Genomic DNA, 18,045 nt, shown 5'->3' with positions numbered 1-18,045 from the left:
CATGACCACTGCCCTAACGGCATCGCGGCCTGTGACCAACAGGCGGGTTCTGCGCATTGCCGTACCGATCGTTCTGGCCAATATATCTGTCCCGCTGCTTGGCGCGGTGGATACCGGCGTTGTAGGCCAGATGGGGGCCGCCGCGCCCATTGGCGCTGTGGGGCTGGGCGCGGTCATTCTGGCATCGATCTACTGGATTTTCGGTTTCCTGCGCATGGGCACGACAGGGCTTGTCGCACAGGCCAGCGGCGCGGGTGATCTGGCCGAAAGCGGCGCTGTGCTGACACGCGGTATCATGCTGGGGCTGGTCGCCGGGGTGGTGATGGTCGCGGCGCAGGCCCTGATCATGGCCGCCGCCTTTCGCATAGCCCCCGCCAGCGCCGCGGTTGAAGAACTGGCCCGCGACTATCTGGTCATCCGTATCTGGGGCGCACCTGCCACAATTGCACTTTACGCGGTCAATGGCTGGCTGATCGGCACGGAACGCACACGGTCGGTCCTGATTCTGCAACTATGGATGAACGGGCTGAATATTGCGCTGGACCTGTGGTTCGTTCTGGGACTGGGCTGGGGCGTGCAGGGCGTGGCCATCGCCACATTGATCGCGGAAGCAACATCGCTGATTCTGGGGTTGTACCTGTGTCGCGCGGCGTTTTCGGGGGCGCAATGGCGCGACTGGGCGCGGGTTTTCAACCGCGCCCGGCTGCACCGGATGTGGGCCGTCAATTCCGACATCATGCTGCGCACCATCGCATTGCAAGGCGCAATGACCGGCTTCATGTTCATGTCCGCAGGGTTAGGGGATGTGGAACTGGCCGCAAATCAGGTGTTGTGGCAGTTTCTGATGGTCACGGCCTTCGCGCTGGACGGGTTTGCCTTTGCCGCCGAAGCGCTTGTCGGCCATGCCGTGGGCGCGCGTTCCATGGTTGCCATGCGACAGGCCGCAACGCGTGCATCTGTCTGGGCCATCAGCGCCGCGCTGGTGATGGCACTGGGGGTCTGGGTGCTTGGCCCGTTTGCCATTGACCTGATGGCCAAGGATACAGGCGTTCAGGAAACCGCGCGCGTCTTTTTGCCCTATGTCGTTGTGTTATGCGTGCTGGGTGCCGGGGCCTATATGCTTGATGGAATATTCATCGGCGCCACCGGCACGCGCGAAATGCGCAACACTGTTACTCTGGCCGTGGCAATCTATGCGGGCATCATCTGGTGGGCAGTGCCGGTCTGGGGCAATCATGCGCTATGGGTGGCATTGATGGTGCTGAACATCCTGCGCGGGGCGTTTCTGGCAGCGTTTTATCCACGGCTGGAGCGACGCGTAGGTGCAGATCGCGCATAAACCACTGAGTTTTTTTTCGCATTTCGAGCAAGGAAAGTTTACAGCCATTTTTCCCGATCCGTGCCCACGGCTTCCGCCACATTCGCGAATCCATCACGTTCCAGCAAAGCAATCAGACCATGATTGATGCGCGACACCAACGACAGCCCTTCATAGACAAGCGCAGAATACAGCTGCACCGCCGATGCCCCTGCCCTGATCTTGGCATAGGCCTGCTCGGCAGAGGACACCCCGCCCACGCCGATCAGCGGCAGCTTGCCATCAGTAATATGTGACAGTTGCGCCAGAACGCGCGTGGATTTTTCAAACAGCGGCGCACCTGACAAGCCGCCCGCTTGTTGCGCATCGGCGCTGGTCAATCCATCGCGTGACAATGTGGTATTGGTGGCAATGATGGCATCCAGATTGGCTGCAAGCGCCACCTGCGCAATTTCAGCAAGTTCGGCCTGTGACAGATCGGGCGCGATTTTCAGGAAAACCGGGATCGGGCGAGGTAATTCAGCGCGCGCATCCATTACCCCGGCCAACAGCGCCGCCAGGGCATCCGCTCCCTGCAAATCCCGCAGGCGTTCGGTATTGGGCGATGAAACATTGACCGTGGCAAAATCGATATGCGCCCCTGTCATGCGCAACACTTCCGCGAAATCGCCAGCGCGGTCGATGCTGTCCTTGTTGGCCCCCAGATTCAAGCCCAGCACCATACCCGCAGGGCGGCGGGCGAGCCGCGCTGCAATGGCTTGCGCGCCTTCATTATTGAACCCGAACCGGTTGATAACCGCGCGGTCCTGTGTCAGCCGGAACAGGCGCGGGCGCGGATTACCCTGTTGCGGGCGCGGGGTGGCAGCGCCCGTTTCGACAAAACCGAAACCTGCGCGCGACAGCCCCCGCAATGCCGTGGCGTTCTTGTCAAACCCCGCCGCCAGCCCGACAGGGTTGGGCAGATCCAGCCCCGCGACCTGCGTTTTCAGCTTGGTTGACACCACAGGGCGCGGCATGGGGGTCAGCCCCGATTGCAGCGCCTTGATGGCCAGACCATGTGCCGTTTCAGGGTCAAACCTGCGCAACAGGGCAAGGCCCGCGCTTTCAAGAATGCTCATACCAGCCCCTTCGGAAAGATGTGGCCCGCCGCGCCAAGCGGCAGGGATGTATCCCAGCGTACGTCCGCGCGGCGCAGCGGCCGGTAAAGATGCGGGAACAGATCACCACCGCGCGACACTTCCCATTTCAGGGCAGCGCCCAGATCATTGGCATCGACCGCAATCAGCACCAGATCGCTTTCCTGTGCGAAGTGCTTTGCAGCAGTTTCCATGACCTGCCCCGCAGTGGAGAAATGAATATAGCCATCCGCCAGATCGACCGGCGCACCATGGCTGTGCCCGGTCGCAACCATGTCATCCCATTCGGGGCGGCGGAATATCTTGTAAATCAGCATGCTGTGGTCTTGCCCAATACCAGCGCCAAGGTCAATTCCCTACAAGGGTCCGGGCAGGCGTTCTTCACTTAGCAGCACATTGGCATCCACCGCGCCGATGCCCGGCAATGTCATGATGCGCCGCCGCAGGATGCGTTCAAAATCCGACAGATCCCGCGCGACCACCCGCAACCGGTAATCATAAAGGCCCAGCACATGCTGCACGGTCTGCACTTCGGGAATGGCGGACACGGCGCGTTCGAAATCCGCCAGAGAGACGCGGCCCTTTGCGGCCAGACTGATGCCCAGAAACACCGTGACCCCGAAGCCCAGTGCGGCCACATCCAGATCAACGCGCTGCCGCGCGATGGCACCGCAATCGCGCAACCGTTTCAGCCTGCGCCACGCGGCAGGTTGGCTTAACCCCAGCTTACGCCCCAATGCACCGGCGCTTTGGGTGCTGTCCCTAGCGAATGCGCGCAACAAGGCGCGGTCGGTTTCGTCCAGATCAATCATGGCGTTTCACGGGTGCCGACACAGGGGCGCTGCCGCATTCACCCCAGTGTATCTGGCGTAAGATGAAGATCATAGCGGCAGACTTTCTTCGGATTTGATGTCAGACAGATGCATCAGCGCTTCCAGATCCGAGATATGCGGCAGTGTCAGAATACGGTCCCGGTAGATTTGTTGATAATGGCCCATGTCGCGGGCAATGACATTCAGGCGCACATCGACACGGCCAAGAAAACTCTGAATTTCAAGAACTTCCGGAACGGCGCGTGCTGCCGCGATAAATTCATCAAAGGCGCGTGGGTTGGTCTTGTCCAGGGTGATCCGCAAGCTGACTTCAACCTGCCAGCCAAGGGCGCGCCAGTCGATCACCGCCTGTTGCCCGCGCAGAATGCCCGCATTGCGCAGCCTGTCCAGCTTGCGCCAACAGGTGGCTTCGGTCATGCCCGCGCGCGCGGCCAGTTCTGCGGTACTGGCACCGGGGGCGGCCATCAGTTGGCGTAGCAGGCGGCGGTCACTGTCATCGATACGCATGATTATTTCTGTTTTTACATTTTTACGAATGATAATTATCATAACTGGCAAATATACGCGAGATATGAAACGCATTTTGCAGGAAAATCGTTATGCTGCGCCCAGACACACACCTACTGGAGGAAGACCCATGCGCGTATATTATGATCGCGATTGCGATGTGAACCTGATCAAGGACAAGAAAGTGGCCATTCTGGGCTATGGCAGCCAAGGCCACGCCCATGCGCTAAACCTGCGCGATTCGGGGGCAAGGAATGTTGTTGTCGCCCTGCGCGAAGGGTCGGCCAGCGCCAAGAAATGCGAAGCCGAGGGCCTGAAGGTCATGGGCATTGCAGAAGCTGCTGCATGGTGCGACGTGATCATGTTCACCATGCCCGACGAATTGCAGGCCGAAACCTACAAGAAATATGTGCATGACAACCTGCGTGACGGCGCAGCGATTGCCTTCGCCCATGGCCTGAACGTGCATTTCGGCCTGATCGAGCCGAAACCCGGTGTCGATGTCATCATGATGGCCCCCAAAGGCCCCGGCCACACGGTGCGCGGCGAATATACCAAAGGCGGCGGCGTGCCCTGCCTTGTGGCCGTGCATCAGGATGCGACTGGCAAGGCAATGGAAATCGGCCTGTCCTATTGTTCCGCCATTGGTGGCGGGCGTTCTGGGATTATCGAAACCAACTTCCGTCAGGAATGCGAAACCGACCTGTTCGGCGAACAAGCCGTCCTGTGTGGCGGTCTGGTCGAACTGATCCGCATGGGTTTTGAAACGCTGGTTGAGGCTGGCTATGAGCCGGAAATGGCGTATTTCGAATGCCTGCATGAAGTGAAGCTGATTGTCGACCTGATCTATGAAGGCGGCATTGCCAACATGAACTATTCGATCAGCAACACTGCTGAATATGGCGAATATGTTTCCGGCCCGCGCATCCTGCCTTATGACGAAACCAAGGCGCGGATGAAGGCAGTACTGAGCGACATTCAGACCGGCAAGTTCGTGCGTGATTTCATGCAGGAAAACGCTGTCGGCCAGCCCTTCTTCAAGGCCACACGCCGCATCAATGATGAACACCAGATCGAACAGGTTGGCGCGAAACTGCGCGCGATGATGCCCTGGATCGGTGCGTCCAAGATGGTCGACAAGGACCGCAACTAAGCGCTTCGCACAAACTCCTGCCCCTTCCCTCCGGGGAGGGGGCGTTTCGATGTGTCCGCCCTTTCGGCCATTCAGTTCTGCTGCATCAACGCGCCGGTTGGTTTAGCGCTACTCTTCCCCGGTGGGGGGATCAGTCGAAAACCTGAATGGCACACTGTCCTGAAGCGCATTGGCCAGATCAACGCTGCCTTCGCCAATCCGGACTACCGAGAAAACCGCCAGCCCGATCACCGCCGCCGACAGGACCACCCAGTCCACTGTTACTGCACCCGATTCAGACGCAGAAAATGCGCGGATGCAACTGTCTGTTCCGCGCCTTTGCATTCTGCTTCTATCCCTGATTGAACTGGTTATATTTTCCATAAAACACTGACATCACGTGTTTTTCTGGACTTAAATCAGACATTTTCGGGGCTTACACCGGAATGTGACTCCTGCGCCACTTGCATCTTGCAGACTGGACATCCTTGCAGTCGCGTCGCATTACTGCACATGTTCAAGACCTAGCGCACCCAAGGGCCGTTCCCATGCCGACCACCCCGAGCCTGACCAACTGGATGTCATTGATCGCCCTTGGCCTGATCTGGGGTGCATCCTTTCTTGGCATTGCCATCGCGCTTGAAGGGTTCGCACCGCTTTGGGTGGCTGCGGGGCGCATCGTGATCGGGGCCCTGACGCTTACGGGCGTTGCATTCGTGCTGCGGATCAGGCTGCCGACCCGGCCTGAAATCTGGGCCTTCGCCGCGGCGATGGGCGTGCTTTCCAGTGCCCTGCCGTTCTTTTTGCTAAGCTGGTCGCAGCAACATGTCACATCGGGTTTTGCCGGCATCAGCATGGCGGCCATTCCACTATTCGTTCTGGGGTTGGCACATTTTCTGGTTCCCGGCGAAAGGCTGAGCAATGCCAAGACGGGCGGGTTCGTTCTGGGCCTGCTGGGTGTGGCTGTGCTGATCGGACCTGGCGTTCTGGCGGTATCCGGGTCCGAACTGGAAGCACTGGCGCGGCTGGGTTGCCTTGCGGCTGCATTAAGTTACGCCGTCGGCGCGATCGTTACGCGCCGCTGTCCGGATGTGCACCCGATGGCGTTTGGTGTGCTGGCGCTGTGGGTGGCGAGTGTCATCATGCTGCCCGCCGCACTATGGCATGAAGGTGTGCCCTCCCTGCCCGGACCGCGCCCACTGCTGGCATTGCTTTTCCTCGGGCTTTTACCGACCGGTCTGGCAACATTGCTGAAAATCAGCATTATCCGCAGTGCGGGGCCAAGCTTTCTGTCGCAGGTGAATTACCATGTGCCGGTCTGGTCGGTGCTGATGGGGGTGCTGATCCTGTCAGAGGAGCTTTCCGCCCGCATCCTGCTGGCATTGGGTATCATTATTGCAGGACTAATGGTCAGCCGCAGCCGCAAGTCACAGCAAAACCCTGCCACCTGACAGTCCCCAATCGCATTAGCGCCGGAAATATGCGTCCCGAAAGCCCATGGCGCGCACGATCTGCATCGCCCGACCGGCCTGTGCCGCATCGGCAAGTGGACCAATCGTCACCACGTTCAGGCCGGATTCCATGTGAACTCCCGCAGGCAAGCCATGCGCCTGCAACCGTGCGCGCAGACCTGTCGCATTTGCCGGCACCCGGAAACTGCCAACCTGCAAATGACTGCCATGCTGGCGCATAACCACCGGCGCAGGTGCGGATGTCGGCATGACAGTGTTCGAAGGCAGTACAACAGGGCCGTGATGGCCCGCATTCGACCCAAGTCCCGCGGGGAAATGATCAGGGTGCGCCACGCACAGGACCATAAGGCGCGCATCACTGGTGCGCACGACCTGCCCGTAGGGTGCATTCAGCGGGCAATCCGGATGGCGACCGGATGCATCGGGCCGACGTGGCACAGCACGGCGCGGGGTGGCGCGGCGCGGCGCGGTTGCACCGCGCAAGGGTTCCTTGCCGCTGGCCGCAGGCGCAGGCCGCGCGGTTGACCCGACGGGTTGCGGCACCGGCTGAATGGCGGGTTCACGCACTTCGGCGCGAATGCTGGGCGTGCCGCCACATACAGGTTGGCGGTCCGGACCATAGCGCGGCACCCATGTTACAGCGCCCCCGAAAGTGGAGCGCAGGAACACACAGCCGCGGCTGTCAGTGAATTCACGGCCATCATAACCTGCAGGCGGTAATTCGGCAGGCGTCCCGCTATTGGTCTGGGCCTGCGCAGGCATGGTAAGGGCAATGGATAAAACAGTTATGATTGCAAATGATCTGGCAGACATGAAACCCCCGCTTCAACACAATGACCATGGCCTTTTACCGAACTGAAAGTAAACCCGATTCGAAGTTTGTCGTGGCTTATGATGTGCCGAAAATCCGGTCACCCGCATCCCCTAGTCCCGGAACGATATAGCCATTCTCGTTCAGGCATTCATCCAGTGCCGCCGTGACAATGCGCACATCCGGGTGCGCGCGGACCATGCAATCCACGCCTTCAGGCGCGGCAAGCAGGCATTGGAACACAATATCGGTCGCGCCTTTGGCCTTGATCAAATCTATCGCGGCGGCGGCCGAATGGCCCGTTGCCAGCATCGGATCAACCACAATCACACGCCGACTCGCAAGTTCAGGTGGCAGCTTGCAGTAATACTGCACCGGGCGCAGCGTTTCTTCGTCCCGATAGAGGCCCACAAAACCCACACGCGCGGTTGGCAGCACTTCCAGCATGCCGTCCAGCAAGCCGTTCCCTGCCCGCAGAATGGACACCAGAACCGGATCTGGGCAATCCAGAACCGGGGCCTGCATTTCCGTCAGGGGGGTGGTGATCGTCTGCAAACGCAGCGGCAGGTCGCGCGTAACCTCATAGGCCAGAAACTGGCTGATTTCGCGCAGCAGGCTGCGAAAATCGCGGCTGGACAAATCCTTGTCACGCATCATCGACAGTTTGTGCACAACAAGCGGATGCTCGATGATCGTCAACTTTGGTTGGGGCATGCTTCCTCCAGTCGTTTCTGTAGCATCGCGCGCGTTGGCGCATCAGTAAAGGCCGCGTCAAGCGCTGTACGCGCGATTTCGGCAAAATCACTCGCGCCCCAGCCGAAGCTTTGGGCAAGCCCGTCATATTCCCGTGTCATGTCGGTGCGAAAAAACGGCGGGTCATCCGTGGACACAGTAACCTTCGCGCCAGCATCACGCAATCTGGCAACCGGATGGTCGCGCAGGCGCGGATAAAGGCCCAGCGCAACGTTGGACCCCGGACAGGTTTCCAGCACCACCCCGTTTTCCGCCAGATGCGCAACCAATGCGCGGTCTTCGATTGCCCGCACACCATGCCCGATGCGCGATACGCGCAGATCATGCAACGCCGCGCGTATGGCATCCGGTCCCGCCCATTCCCCGGCATGCACCGTCAGCCCAAGCCCGGCTTCGCGCGCGGCATCAAAGGACCAGCTGAATTCACACGGCTGAAAGCATGTTTCATCGCCCGCCATGCCAAAGCCCGTCACAAAATGACCCGCCGTTTCCTGCGCACAGGCGGCGATTTTGCGCGCCTGTGCGGGGCCATTATGGCGAATACAGGTCACAATGGCGCGCATGACAATGCCCGACTGTGACTGCGCGCTTTCGGCAGCAGCTTCGATCGCGGCCAGAAAGTCGCGCCACGCCACAATGTCGCCCGCACCGCAAAAATCCGGCGACAGGAAGGTTTCCGTGTAAATTACGCCGTGGCTGGCTGCGTTTTCCAGCACAATCAATGTCAGGTCATGATAATCCTGCGGGGTCTTCAGCGCTGCGCAGGCAGCTTCATAGGCGGCAAGAAACCCCGCAAAGCCTTGCCAGCGATATTGCCCCTGTTCGTCAAACAATCCCGACAGGTCGATATGCCTGCGCTTCGCAAGCTCGCGGATGAATGCGGGCGGTGCGGCCCCTTCCAGATGCAGATGCAGTTCCAGCTTTGGGATTTTCGCAAGTTCATGTCGATCCGTCATGGCAGAAAACTCCGGCCCGGACCTTGCGCAGGCACACCAAGATGTGCGGCGATGCTGGCGGCGACATCGGCAAAGGCGCAATGCCCAATCTGCCCCGCGCCATAGCCCGCCACCAGCACAGGAACCCGCTCGCGCGTATGGTCAGTGCCCGGCGCTGTCGGGTCATTGCCATGATCAGCGGTGATAACCAGCATATCGCCGCTGCGCAGCCGTTCTAGCGCCTGCCCCGCAACCTTGTCGAACCGTTGCAGCGCGCGGGCATATCCGGAAACATCACGGGTATGACCATAAAGCGTGTCAAATTCCACGAAGTTGCAAAAAGTCAGGGAACCTGCCTCGGATTCGTCTATCAACCGCAGAAAATGTTCGAAAAGTGCATGGTCGTCTGCCCCTTTATATTTCCGTGTTATCCCCTGCCCCGAAAAGATATCACCAATCTTGCCCACGGCATGCACCTGCCGACCCGCAGTCTGAACCCAGTCGCATAATGTCGGCGCAGGTGGTGCCATTGCAAAATCGCGCCGGTCGGGGGTGCGCACGAACCCTGTTGCTGCCGTCCCCGTAAACGGACGCGCAATCACCCGCCCGACGCGCATGGCATGCAGCGTGGGCGCCAGATCGGCGCAAAGCCTGTGCAACCTGTCCAGACCGAACGCACCTTCATGCGCTGCGATCTGAACCACCGAATCCACAGATGTATAGCAGATCGGCCAGCCTGTTCGCAGATGCTCCGCGCCCAGTTCCTGCACAATCGGAATTCCTGCAGCGTGGCAATTGCCCAATATACCGTCAGTGCCCGCAAGCGTGCATATCTGCGCCACCAGTTCAGGCGCGAAGGCGGGAACCTGCCTTGGAAAATAGGTCCAGTCCCATGGCACCGGCACACCCGCCAGTTCCCAATGCCCCGAAGGCGTGTCCTTGCCGCGCGATGTTTCTGTCGCCGCGCCCCACAACCCGCCGGGCTGGGCTGACAAGCCCGGTGTGGCCGCACCTGACGCCAGCCGCACCGCAGCACCCAGTCCCAGACTATCCAGCACCGGCACATGAAGGGGACCGCTGCGCCCGTCTTCGGCCCGCCCATCCGCGCAAGCCGCAATTACATGCCCCAACGTATTCGCGCCGTCATCGCCAAATTCGGCAGCATCGGGGGCACCACCGCAGCCAACCGAATCCAGCACAACCAGAAACGCCCGCGCCATCAGCTTTTGTCCATATGGGACGCCCCGAAGGCACCGGGCAACAATTCTTTCGCTGTCATTGTGATTTCCTGCCCCGCGAGCGTTGCCATGGTCACCCTTGTTTCCGCTGTGGCGAATTCCGCAATCTTCTGGCGGCACCCCCCGCACGGGGCCACGGGTGTGGGGCTGTCAGCAACAACGACGATTTCCGCAATCGCGCGGGCACCAGCGGCCACCATTGCCGCGATTGCGCCTGCTTCGGCGCATGTCCCTTCGGGATAGGCGGCGTTCTCAACATTGCAGCCACCAAAAACGCGCCCGTCAGCACTGCGCAACGCTGCCCCCACCTGAAAACCGGAATAGGGCGCATAGGCCATTTCGCGCAATCTGCGCGCTTCATGCAAAAGCGTCATGTGCCACCTTATGATCCGGTTTCGTCAATGGCAGCAACTTTGCGTCGGCCAGCAGCGCAATGCAAGCAGGCGATAGCAACTTCAGCCCAAACCAGCGACCCGCAGCCGGGAAAGCAGAACTTGCCCTTGCTGCTGTTTAGTTTAATACTAAACAAAACCAAACACGAGGCATCAACATGACCGACCTGCCATCGGATGACAACCGCCATCCAGCCCTGATCTATCATGAATACCCGCGCCCGGGTAAGCTGGAAGTGCGTCCAACCAAACCGCTGGCAAATGGTTATGACCTATCGCGCGCCTATTCCCCCGGCGTTGCAGAAGCCTGTATGGAAATCAAGGCCAACCCCGAGGACGCGGCACGCTACACCGCGCGGGGCAATCTGGTCGCCGTGGTCACCAACGGGACTGCGGTTCTGGGCCTTGGTAATATCGGGGCGCTGGCATCCAAACCCGTTATGGAAGGCAAGGCGGTTCTGTTCAAGAAATTCGCCAATATCGACTGTTTCGACATAGAACTGAACGAACCGGACCCCGAACGGCTGGCGGATATTGTCTGCGCGCTGGAACCCACTTTCGGGGCCATCAACCTGGAAGACATCAAGGCCCCTGATTGTTTCATTGTAGAACGCATATGCCGCGAACGCATGGGAATTCCGGTTTTCCATGATGACCAGCACGGCACCGCTATTGTTGTCGGCGCCGCCGCCACCAATGCGCTGCGCGTCGCAGGCAAGGCGTTCGAGGATATCAAGATTGTTAGCACCGGCGGCGGGGCCGCGGGGATTGCGTGCCTGAACATGTTGGTAAAACTGGGGGTGCGGCGCGAGAATATCTGGCTGTGCGACATTCACGGGCTGGTCTATGAAGGGCGCGCGCAGGATATGAACCCGCAGAAATCGGCATTCGCGCAAGCCACGGACAAACGTACCCTTGATGACATCATCGATGGCGCGGATCTGTTCCTGGGCCTGTCCGGTCCAGGTGCGCTGACAGCAGCACATGTAGCCCGCATGGCCAGCCGCCCCATTATCTTTGCGCTGGCCAACCCGACCCCGGAAATCCTGCCTGATCAAGTGCGCGAAGTTGCCCCGGATGCCATTATTGCCACTGGCCGGTCTGATTTCCCCAATCAGGTCAATAATGTGCTGTGCTTTCCGTTTATTTTCCGGGGTGCGCTGGATGTGGGCGCCACGGAAATAAATGACGCCATGCAGATTGGCTGTGTGGACGGGATTGCCGCCCTTGCCCGCGCCACCACCAGCGCCGAAGCGGCGGCGGCCTATAAGGGTGAACAGCTGAGTTTCGGGGCAGATTACCTGATTCCGAAACCTTTTGACCCACGGCTGATGGGTGTCGTGGCCAGCGCCGTGGCCAAGGCGGCCATGGAATCCGGTGTGGCCAAACGCCCGCTGGACGACCTGACCGCCTATAAGGCTAAACTGGATGCGTCGGTCTTCCGGTCAGCCATGATCATGCGCCCGGTGTTTGAAGCGGCGCGCGCCGCGTCACGGCGCATCGTCTTCGCCGAAGGCGAGGATGAACGCGTCTTGCGCGCGGCCTCTGCCATGCTGGAAGAAACGACGGAAGTGCCTATCCTGATCGGGCGGCCCGATGTGGTGAACATGCGGCTGGAACGCGCGGGCCTGTCGATCAAACCGGGGCAGGATTTCGAACTGGTCAACCCGCAGGATGACCCGCGCTACCGCGATTACTGGCAAAGCTATCACACATTGATGGAACGCAGCGGGGTAACACCGGACCTTGCGCGCGCCATCTTGCGCACCAATACCACCGCTATCGGCGCAATCATGGTGCATCGCGGTGATGCGGACAGCCTGATCTGCGGGACATTCGGCCAGTTCCTGTGGCACCTGAACTATGTCACCAAAATTCTGGGCTGCAAGGAACGTCACCCTGTGGGCGCGCTAAGCCTGATGATCCAGCAGGAAGGAAACCTGTTTATCGCCGACACGCAGGTCCACCCGAACCCCACGCCCGAACAAATTGCCGAAACAGCCATCAGCGCGGCCCGCCACGTGCGCCGCTTTGGTCTGGACCCCAAGATTGCGCTATGTTCGCACAGCCAGTTCGGCAATCTGGACACCCCGTCAGGGCGCAACATGCGCGCCGCGCTTGAGATACTGGACGCGGCGGGGCTGGATTTCGATTATGAAGGCGAAATGCATGTCGATGCGGCGCTGGACCCCGCACTTCGGTCACGCATGTTTCCCAATGCCCGTTTTTCAGAACCCGCCAATGTGCTGATATTCGCCAATACCGACGCGGCAAGCGGGGTACGCAACATTCTGAAAATGCGCGGCGATGCGTTGGAAGTCGGACCAATCCTGATGGGTATGGGCAACACGGCGCATATCGTCACCCCGTCAATCACCGCGCGTGGATTGCTGAACATGTCAGCGCTGGCAGGGACGCCCGTTTCCATTTACGGATAGAGGCGCGATTCTGGCGTTGGGTTTGCAAACCCGGCGCCGGATTGCCTGAAAAACGCAGTGTCGTCGTGAATTTGCAAAAATTTGCAAAGCCATTGTGCAAATTTTTGCGCTGCGCGGGATTTGTTCCCGTTAACATGATTGCGCGCCTGCGGTGCTGTCGTCTATCCCCTTGCCTATGTTCAGGTTCACGGGAGGGACAGCCATGCGCTACGCCGATTTGCACCAAAGGTCGATTTCGGACCCAAACGGGTTCTGGATGGAACAGGCGCAGGCCATCGACTGGGTTCGTCCCCCGTCCAAGGCGTTGTTTGACGACGACGCGCCGCTGTATCACTGGTTCAGGGATGGGCTGGTCAATACCTGCTGGAACGCGCTGGACCGCCATGTGGAGGCGGGGCGCGGCGATCAGGTGGCAGTCATCCATGACAGCCCTGTCACCCATTCCAAACGCGAACTGACCTATAGTGAAATGCGCGACCGCGTGGCCAGCCTGGCCGGTGCGTTGCGCGCCAAAGGCGTGCAGAAGGGTGACCGCGTTATCATTTACATGCCAATGATCCCCGAAGCGCTGGAAGCGATGCTTGCCTGCGCGCGGCTTGGGGCCATTCATTCCGTGGTGTTTGGCGGATTTGCCGCCAACGAACTGGCCGTGCGGATCAATGATGCGCAGCCAAAATGCATTATCGCCGCGTCCTGCGGGTTGGAACCGGGGCGTGTCATCCACTACAAACCGTTGCTGGATGGCGCGATTGAGCAGGCATCCCACAAGCCTGATTTCTGTGTTATTTTCCAACGCGAACAGGAAGTGGCCAAACTGACCGATGACCGGGATTTTGACTGGCATGCCTTTCAATACGGCATTCCTGCCGCCGAATGCGTCCCGGTCGAAGGCGACCACCCGGCCTATGTGTTGTATACTTCCGGCACGACAGGACAACCCAAAGGCGTTGTGCGCCCAACAGCGGGGCATCTGGTCGCGCTGCAATGGACAATGAAGAACATCTATGACGTGGACCCCGGTGACGTGTTCTGGGCCGCATCTGATGTGGGCTGGGTCGTGGGGCACAGCTATATCTGCTATGCACCGCTGATTGCAGGTAACACCACCATCGTGTTCGAAGGCAAACCAGTAGGCACGCCGGATGCAGGCACCTTCTGGCGGGTGATTTCCGAGCATAAGGTCAAAAGTTTCTTCACTGCGCCCACCGCATTCCGCGCCGTCAAACGCGAAGACCCCAAAGGCAAATTTGTCGGCAAATATGACCTGAGTTGTCTGAAAACCGTCTATCTGGCCGGGGAACGCGCGGACCCTGATACAATCGAATGGGCGCAGGACCAGTTGAAAGTACCTGTCATAGACCATTGGTGGCAAACCGAATCCGGCTGGCCGATCGCGGCAAATCCGATGGGGGTTGAACCCCTGCCTGTCAAGCTGGGGTCGCCCGCTGTCGCCATGCCCGGCTATGACATTCATGTTCTGGATGAGGCGGGCAATCCGGTCGGCGCCGACACATTGGGCGCGATTGCCATCAAGCTGCCCCTGCCCCCCGGCACATTGCCGACCCTGTGGAATGCGCAGGACCGCTTTCGCAAAAGCTATCTGGACCAGTTTCCCGGTTATTACGCGACTGGCGATGCTGGCTATATGGACGCAGACGGGTATGTCTATATCATGGCGCGCACCGATGACGTGATCAATGTTGCCGGACACCGCCTGTCCACCGGCGGTATGGAAGAGGTTCTGGCCAGCCATCCCGATGTGGCCGAATGCGCCGTGATCGGCGTTGCTGATGCGCTGAAAGGCCAGTTGCCCCTGGGCTTTCTGTGCCTGAATTCCGGCACAACACGCGACAATGCCGAAATTGTGACTGAATGCATCAGGCTGGTGCGCGACCGGATCGGCCCCGTCGCGGCGTTCAAGCTGGCCGTGGTGGTGGACCGTCTGCCCAAAACGCGGTCAGGAAAAATTCTTCGCGGTACAATGGTCAGCATCGCCGATGGCAAGGATTACAAAATGCCTGCTACGATCGACGACCCGGCCATTCTGACTGAAATTTCGCACGCCCTTGCAGGGCTGGGCTTTCCGAAAGCCTGAAAAACAGGGGTGCGGGGACCAGACCGCCGCGCCCCTTTTCATGCCCGCCATCCCTTGGTAATGCGGCATCCCAATTCCAGCCGACCCGAACACTTCTTCTGTGATTCCGATGAAGCCCGCGTCCGTTTCCGGACAACCGGAAAGGTGGGTTGTAAAATCGGGAAAATATTGTCTTTCCTGAAGTCAGAACAGAACATCGCTCTCCGTCAGGTTGAAATCTGACGGCTATACTATAGCACTGCGATAGGTTAGAACTCTGGTACAGAGCTTATTTTGAAATTCAGGCAAAATTATGACTTCCGAGGTCCTCGATCATGAAACTCTCGCCGCTCTGTTGGAAGCGGGTGGAATTGAAATAGCAGCTGCTTTGGCAGAGCAACTGACAAATGATTTCACGCGGATACACGACAGCGCAGATGCGCAGATATCCAGGCTGGATCTGGGCGAAAAGCCGGATTTCAAAGCCATCCACATGATCGCCCATGAAATGAAAGGTCTTGCACTTACCATCGGCGCGCATAAGCTAGCAGATGTTTCCTTGCGCGCCGAAGTACTGGCACGGGACAAGGACGGCGAGGCGCTTGCCAGCCATTTGCCTGAATTCACTGCGCTGTGTGATCGTGTTCGCGACGCTTTGGAACAGAGTATTGAGAGTCTTATTACATGAATGTAGCTATGAGTAACCAGTCAACATTGTCGCCACTGCTTCTGGTAGAGGACACGCCGTCCCTGCAAATGCTGTATCGCACCATTCTGCGCAAGGCAGGCTACAATACCATTTGTGCATCCAACGGTCAGCAAGCATTAGCAAAGTTTTCCGAAGCCATGCCAAGCGTGGTATTGCTTGATCTTATGCTACCGGATTCTGACGGCATGGTGGTCATGCGCGAAATGCTGGCCTTGCAGCCGAACACACGCATCATTGTCATTACCGCGAATGGTTCGATCAATGCCGCTGTCGAAGCAACGCGCGCGGGCGCACATGATTTTCTGGTCAAACCCTTGGGTGACATCCGCCTGATCAGCGCTGTCGCCAATGCCCATGCGGAAAGCCGACGGGATTTACCCGCGGACATAGAGGGCAATGAACACACCGCCGACGCCATCGATTCAACATTTCTGGGCCAGTCAGAAGTGATGCAGCAGCTTTATCAGAAGATCAGCGCGGTTGCGACATCCATGGCGCCAGTCTTTGTGCTGGGCGAAAGCGGCACCGGAAAGGAATTATGCGCCCGCGCAGTGCACCTGAAATCCGCGCGCTCAAAAAATCGTTTTGTCACGTTCAATTGCAGCGCAATCCCGCATGAATTGCAGGAAGCCGAATTGTTCGGCCAAGCGCAACGCAGCAATGCACCGGCAAGCGGCATCAAACCGGGAACCATGATCAAGGCAGATGCAGGAAGCCTGTTTCTGGAAAACCTGCATGACATGACCCCTACGGTGCAGGCCAAGCTGTTGCATTTCCTGCAGCATGGTACAGTTGCCCCCCTGGGCAGCGGCGATCAGGTCAGGGTAGATGTCCGCATCATCTGTGCCGCAACGCGCGATCCGGCCGAAGATGTCCGCGCCGGCAAACTGCGCGAGGATCTGTATTACCGGTTATTCGTTATTCCTATTCATGTCCCGCCGTTGCGTGCCCGCGGTGAAGATGTGAACGTGCTGGCCCGCCATCTTCTGGTTCAGATCGCACAGGAAGAAGGCAAGACCTTTACCGCCCTTGCGCCGGAAACCTCTATAATCTTCCGCAATGCGCCATGGCGCGGCAATCTGCGGGAACTGGTCAATGTGCTGCGCCTTGCGGTCGTGCTGCATGATGGCCCGGTCGTAACCCCCGACATGTTGCCGCCGGAACTGTCGGCGCATGGTAAGTCCGGGAAATCCGCCATTTCGGACAGCATGCCAACGGGTGCAACACCGGCCGATGTGCTTAGCGGCATGACGATGGCCCAGATAGAGGAACTGGTGATCACTTCTGCCATCCGGCGTAACGCCGGATCAGTCCCCAAGGCCGCGCGGGAACTGGACATTGCCCCCTCCACCATCTATCGCAAGCGCGACACATGGGCGTCCACTGACGAATGACGCCCGGTGCGAAAGGGCATGATGCGATCCATTCTGATAACCGGAAGTTCATCCGGAATCGGCCATAACGCGGCGCATACACTGGCAAAACGCGGCTGGCAGGTCTTCGCCACCTGCCGCAAACCCGCTGACTGCGACCGGTTGCGCGGCGAAGGGCTGGACAGCTTTGTGCTGGATTACACGGACCATACGACAATCCACGCTGCCCTTGCCCGGGCGCTGGACTGCACAGGTGGTACGCTGGACGCAGTGTTCAACAATGGTGCATTCGCCATACCCGGCGCGACCGAAGACCTGCCGACAGATGCGCTGCGCAGCATTTTTGAAACGAATCTGTTCGGCTGGCATGAACTGACCCGCGCGGTGCTGCCGGTGATGCGCGCGCAGGGGTATGGGCGCATTGTACAGAATTCATCAGTTCTGGGGCTGGCCGGGTTGAAATGGCGGGGGGCCTATGTCGCCACGAAATTCGCACTGGAAGGTATGTCAGATGTCCTGCGTCTGGAAATGGCAGGCACGGGGATTCATGTGGTCCTGATCGAACCGGGGCCAGTGACATCCAGAATACGCCAGAATTCGATCCCGCATTTCGAACGGTGGATCGACTGGGAAAACAGCCCGCGCGCGCAGCAGTATCGCGACACACTGCTGACACGCCTATATGACAAATCGGAACCCGATTTCTTTGAGCTGCCGCCTGATGCGGTGACCCGCTGCCTGATTACAGCAATCGAAAGCCGCCGCCCGCGCCCACGCTATTACGTGACCACGCCCACCTATTTGCTGGGTGGGCTGCGCCGTGTACTGCCAACCCGCCTGCTGGATCGCGTATTGGGCAAATTGTAGCGCCGGGCGGATTTCCCCTCGCAATCAGCGACGGGACGATTAAGTTGCACCCAGACC

Annotated in this window: 18 protein-coding genes; 8 read left to right on the top strand and 10 right to left on the bottom strand. The window is 59.2% G+C overall.

What is annotated here, in order from left to right:
* Window position 1: 1 nt before the first annotated feature.
* Entirely contained in the window at window positions 2–1,339 is a 1,338-nt protein-coding gene (locus PUT78_RS01470) for an MATE family efflux transporter (protein WP_274350248.1), read from the top strand.
* Window positions 1,340–1,377: 38 nt separating this feature from the next.
* On the opposite strand, the gene PUT78_RS01465 is transcribed toward PUT78_RS01470, so the two are convergent.
* From PUT78_RS01465 to PUT78_RS01450, 4 genes are all read right to left on the bottom strand, one after another.
* Window positions 1,378–2,436 carry a quinone-dependent dihydroorotate dehydrogenase gene (locus PUT78_RS01465; RefSeq protein ID WP_274350247.1) on the bottom strand — a complete coding sequence of 353 codons (1,059 nt, stop codon included), beginning with the start codon at window positions 2,434–2,436 and terminating at the stop codon, window positions 1,378–1,380.
* Window positions 2,433–2,771 (bottom strand): DUF952 domain-containing protein, encoded by a 339-nt coding sequence (locus PUT78_RS01460; protein WP_274350245.1) that lies wholly within the window; start codon window positions 2,769–2,771, stop codon window positions 2,433–2,435. Before PUT78_RS01460 ends, PUT78_RS01465 begins: the two co-directional genes overlap by 4 nt.
* Window positions 2,772–2,810: 39 nt before the next feature.
* Entirely contained in the window at window positions 2,811–3,266 is a 456-nt protein-coding gene (locus PUT78_RS01455) for an Lrp/AsnC family transcriptional regulator (protein WP_274350244.1), read from the bottom strand.
* A gap of 69 nt (window positions 3,267–3,335) precedes the next feature.
* Window positions 3,336–3,794, bottom strand: a complete 459-nt coding sequence (locus PUT78_RS01450; protein WP_274350242.1) for an Lrp/AsnC family transcriptional regulator — start codon at window positions 3,792–3,794, stop codon at window positions 3,336–3,338.
* Window positions 3,795–3,924: 130 nt separating this feature from the next.
* On the opposite strand from PUT78_RS01450, the gene ilvC reads away from it, so the two are divergent.
* The gene (gene ilvC, locus PUT78_RS01445) at window positions 3,925–4,947 is read left to right on the top strand and encodes a ketol-acid reductoisomerase (protein ID WP_274350241.1); all 1,023 of its coding nucleotides are present in this window, start codon (window positions 3,925–3,927) and stop codon (window positions 4,945–4,947) included.
* A 108-nt stretch (window positions 4,948–5,055) separates the two neighbouring features.
* Here the strand turns inward: ilvC and PUT78_RS01440 are convergent, their stop codons facing one another.
* Window positions 5,056–5,271: a hypothetical protein gene (locus tag PUT78_RS01440; protein WP_274350239.1), complete on the bottom strand. Its 216-nt coding sequence runs from the start codon at window positions 5,269–5,271 to the stop codon at window positions 5,056–5,058.
* Window positions 5,272–5,474: 203 nt separating this feature from the next.
* Between PUT78_RS01440 and PUT78_RS01435 the strand changes: the two genes are divergently transcribed.
* A complete protein-coding gene (locus PUT78_RS01435; protein WP_274350238.1) occupies window positions 5,475–6,377 on the top strand; it encodes a DMT family transporter in 903 nt (300 codons plus the stop codon).
* Between the two features lie 15 nt (window positions 6,378–6,392).
* On the opposite strand, the gene PUT78_RS01430 is transcribed toward PUT78_RS01435, so the two are convergent.
* The 5 genes from PUT78_RS01430 to PUT78_RS01410 form a co-directional block, all read right to left on the bottom strand.
* Window positions 6,393–7,211 (bottom strand): SPOR domain-containing protein, encoded by an 819-nt coding sequence (locus tag PUT78_RS01430; protein ID WP_274350237.1) that lies wholly within the window; start codon window positions 7,209–7,211, stop codon window positions 6,393–6,395.
* A gap of 76 nt (window positions 7,212–7,287) precedes the next feature.
* Entirely contained in the window at window positions 7,288–7,923 is a 636-nt protein-coding gene (gene upp, locus PUT78_RS01425) for a uracil phosphoribosyltransferase (protein ID WP_274350236.1), read from the bottom strand.
* Entirely contained in the window at window positions 7,905–8,918 is a 1,014-nt protein-coding gene (locus PUT78_RS01420; RefSeq protein WP_274350235.1) for an adenosine deaminase, read from the bottom strand. The genes upp and PUT78_RS01420 overlap by 19 nt, the downstream gene beginning before the upstream one ends.
* Complete coding sequence (locus tag PUT78_RS01415; protein ID WP_274350234.1) at window positions 8,915–10,117, bottom strand: phosphopentomutase; 1,203 nt, start codon at window positions 10,115–10,117, stop codon at window positions 8,915–8,917. The genes PUT78_RS01420 and PUT78_RS01415 overlap by 4 nt, the downstream gene beginning before the upstream one ends.
* Entirely contained in the window at window positions 10,117–10,509 is a 393-nt protein-coding gene (locus PUT78_RS01410) for a cytidine deaminase (RefSeq protein WP_274350233.1), read from the bottom strand. The genes PUT78_RS01415 and PUT78_RS01410 overlap by 1 nt, the downstream gene beginning before the upstream one ends.
* Before the next feature lie 176 nt (window positions 10,510–10,685).
* On the opposite strand from PUT78_RS01410, the gene PUT78_RS01405 reads away from it, so the two are divergent.
* The 5 genes from PUT78_RS01405 (at window position 10,686) to PUT78_RS01385 (ending at window position 17,988) form a co-directional block, all read left to right on the top strand.
* Window positions 10,686–12,965 carry an NADP-dependent malic enzyme gene (locus PUT78_RS01405; protein WP_274350232.1) on the top strand — a complete coding sequence of 760 codons (2,280 nt, stop codon included), beginning with the start codon at window positions 10,686–10,688 and terminating at the stop codon, window positions 12,963–12,965.
* A gap of 202 nt (window positions 12,966–13,167) precedes the next feature.
* A complete protein-coding gene (locus PUT78_RS01400) occupies window positions 13,168–15,060 on the top strand; it encodes a propionyl-CoA synthetase (RefSeq protein ID WP_274350230.1) in 1,893 nt (630 codons plus the stop codon).
* A 292-nt stretch (window positions 15,061–15,352) separates the two neighbouring features.
* Window positions 15,353–15,727 carry an Hpt domain-containing protein gene (locus tag PUT78_RS01395; protein WP_274350228.1) on the top strand — a complete coding sequence of 125 codons (375 nt, stop codon included), beginning with the start codon at window positions 15,353–15,355 and terminating at the stop codon, window positions 15,725–15,727.
* 8 nt (window positions 15,728–15,735) lie between these two features.
* A complete protein-coding gene (locus PUT78_RS01390) occupies window positions 15,736–17,142 on the top strand; it encodes a sigma-54-dependent transcriptional regulator (RefSeq protein WP_274350227.1) in 1,407 nt (468 codons plus the stop codon).
* Window positions 17,143–17,160: 18 nt separating this feature from the next.
* Window positions 17,161–17,988, top strand: a complete 828-nt coding sequence (locus PUT78_RS01385) for an SDR family NAD(P)-dependent oxidoreductase (protein ID WP_274350225.1) — start codon at window positions 17,161–17,163, stop codon at window positions 17,986–17,988.
* The last annotated feature ends 57 nt before the right edge of the window (window positions 17,989–18,045 follow it).

The sequence above is a fragment of the Roseinatronobacter alkalisoli genome (genome assembly GCF_028745735.1).
Lineage (GTDB): Bacteria > Pseudomonadota > Alphaproteobacteria > Rhodobacterales > Rhodobacteraceae > Roseinatronobacter > Roseinatronobacter alkalisoli.
Note: the sequence above shows the minus strand (reverse complement) of the source record. Positions and strands in the feature narration are given on the sequence as shown.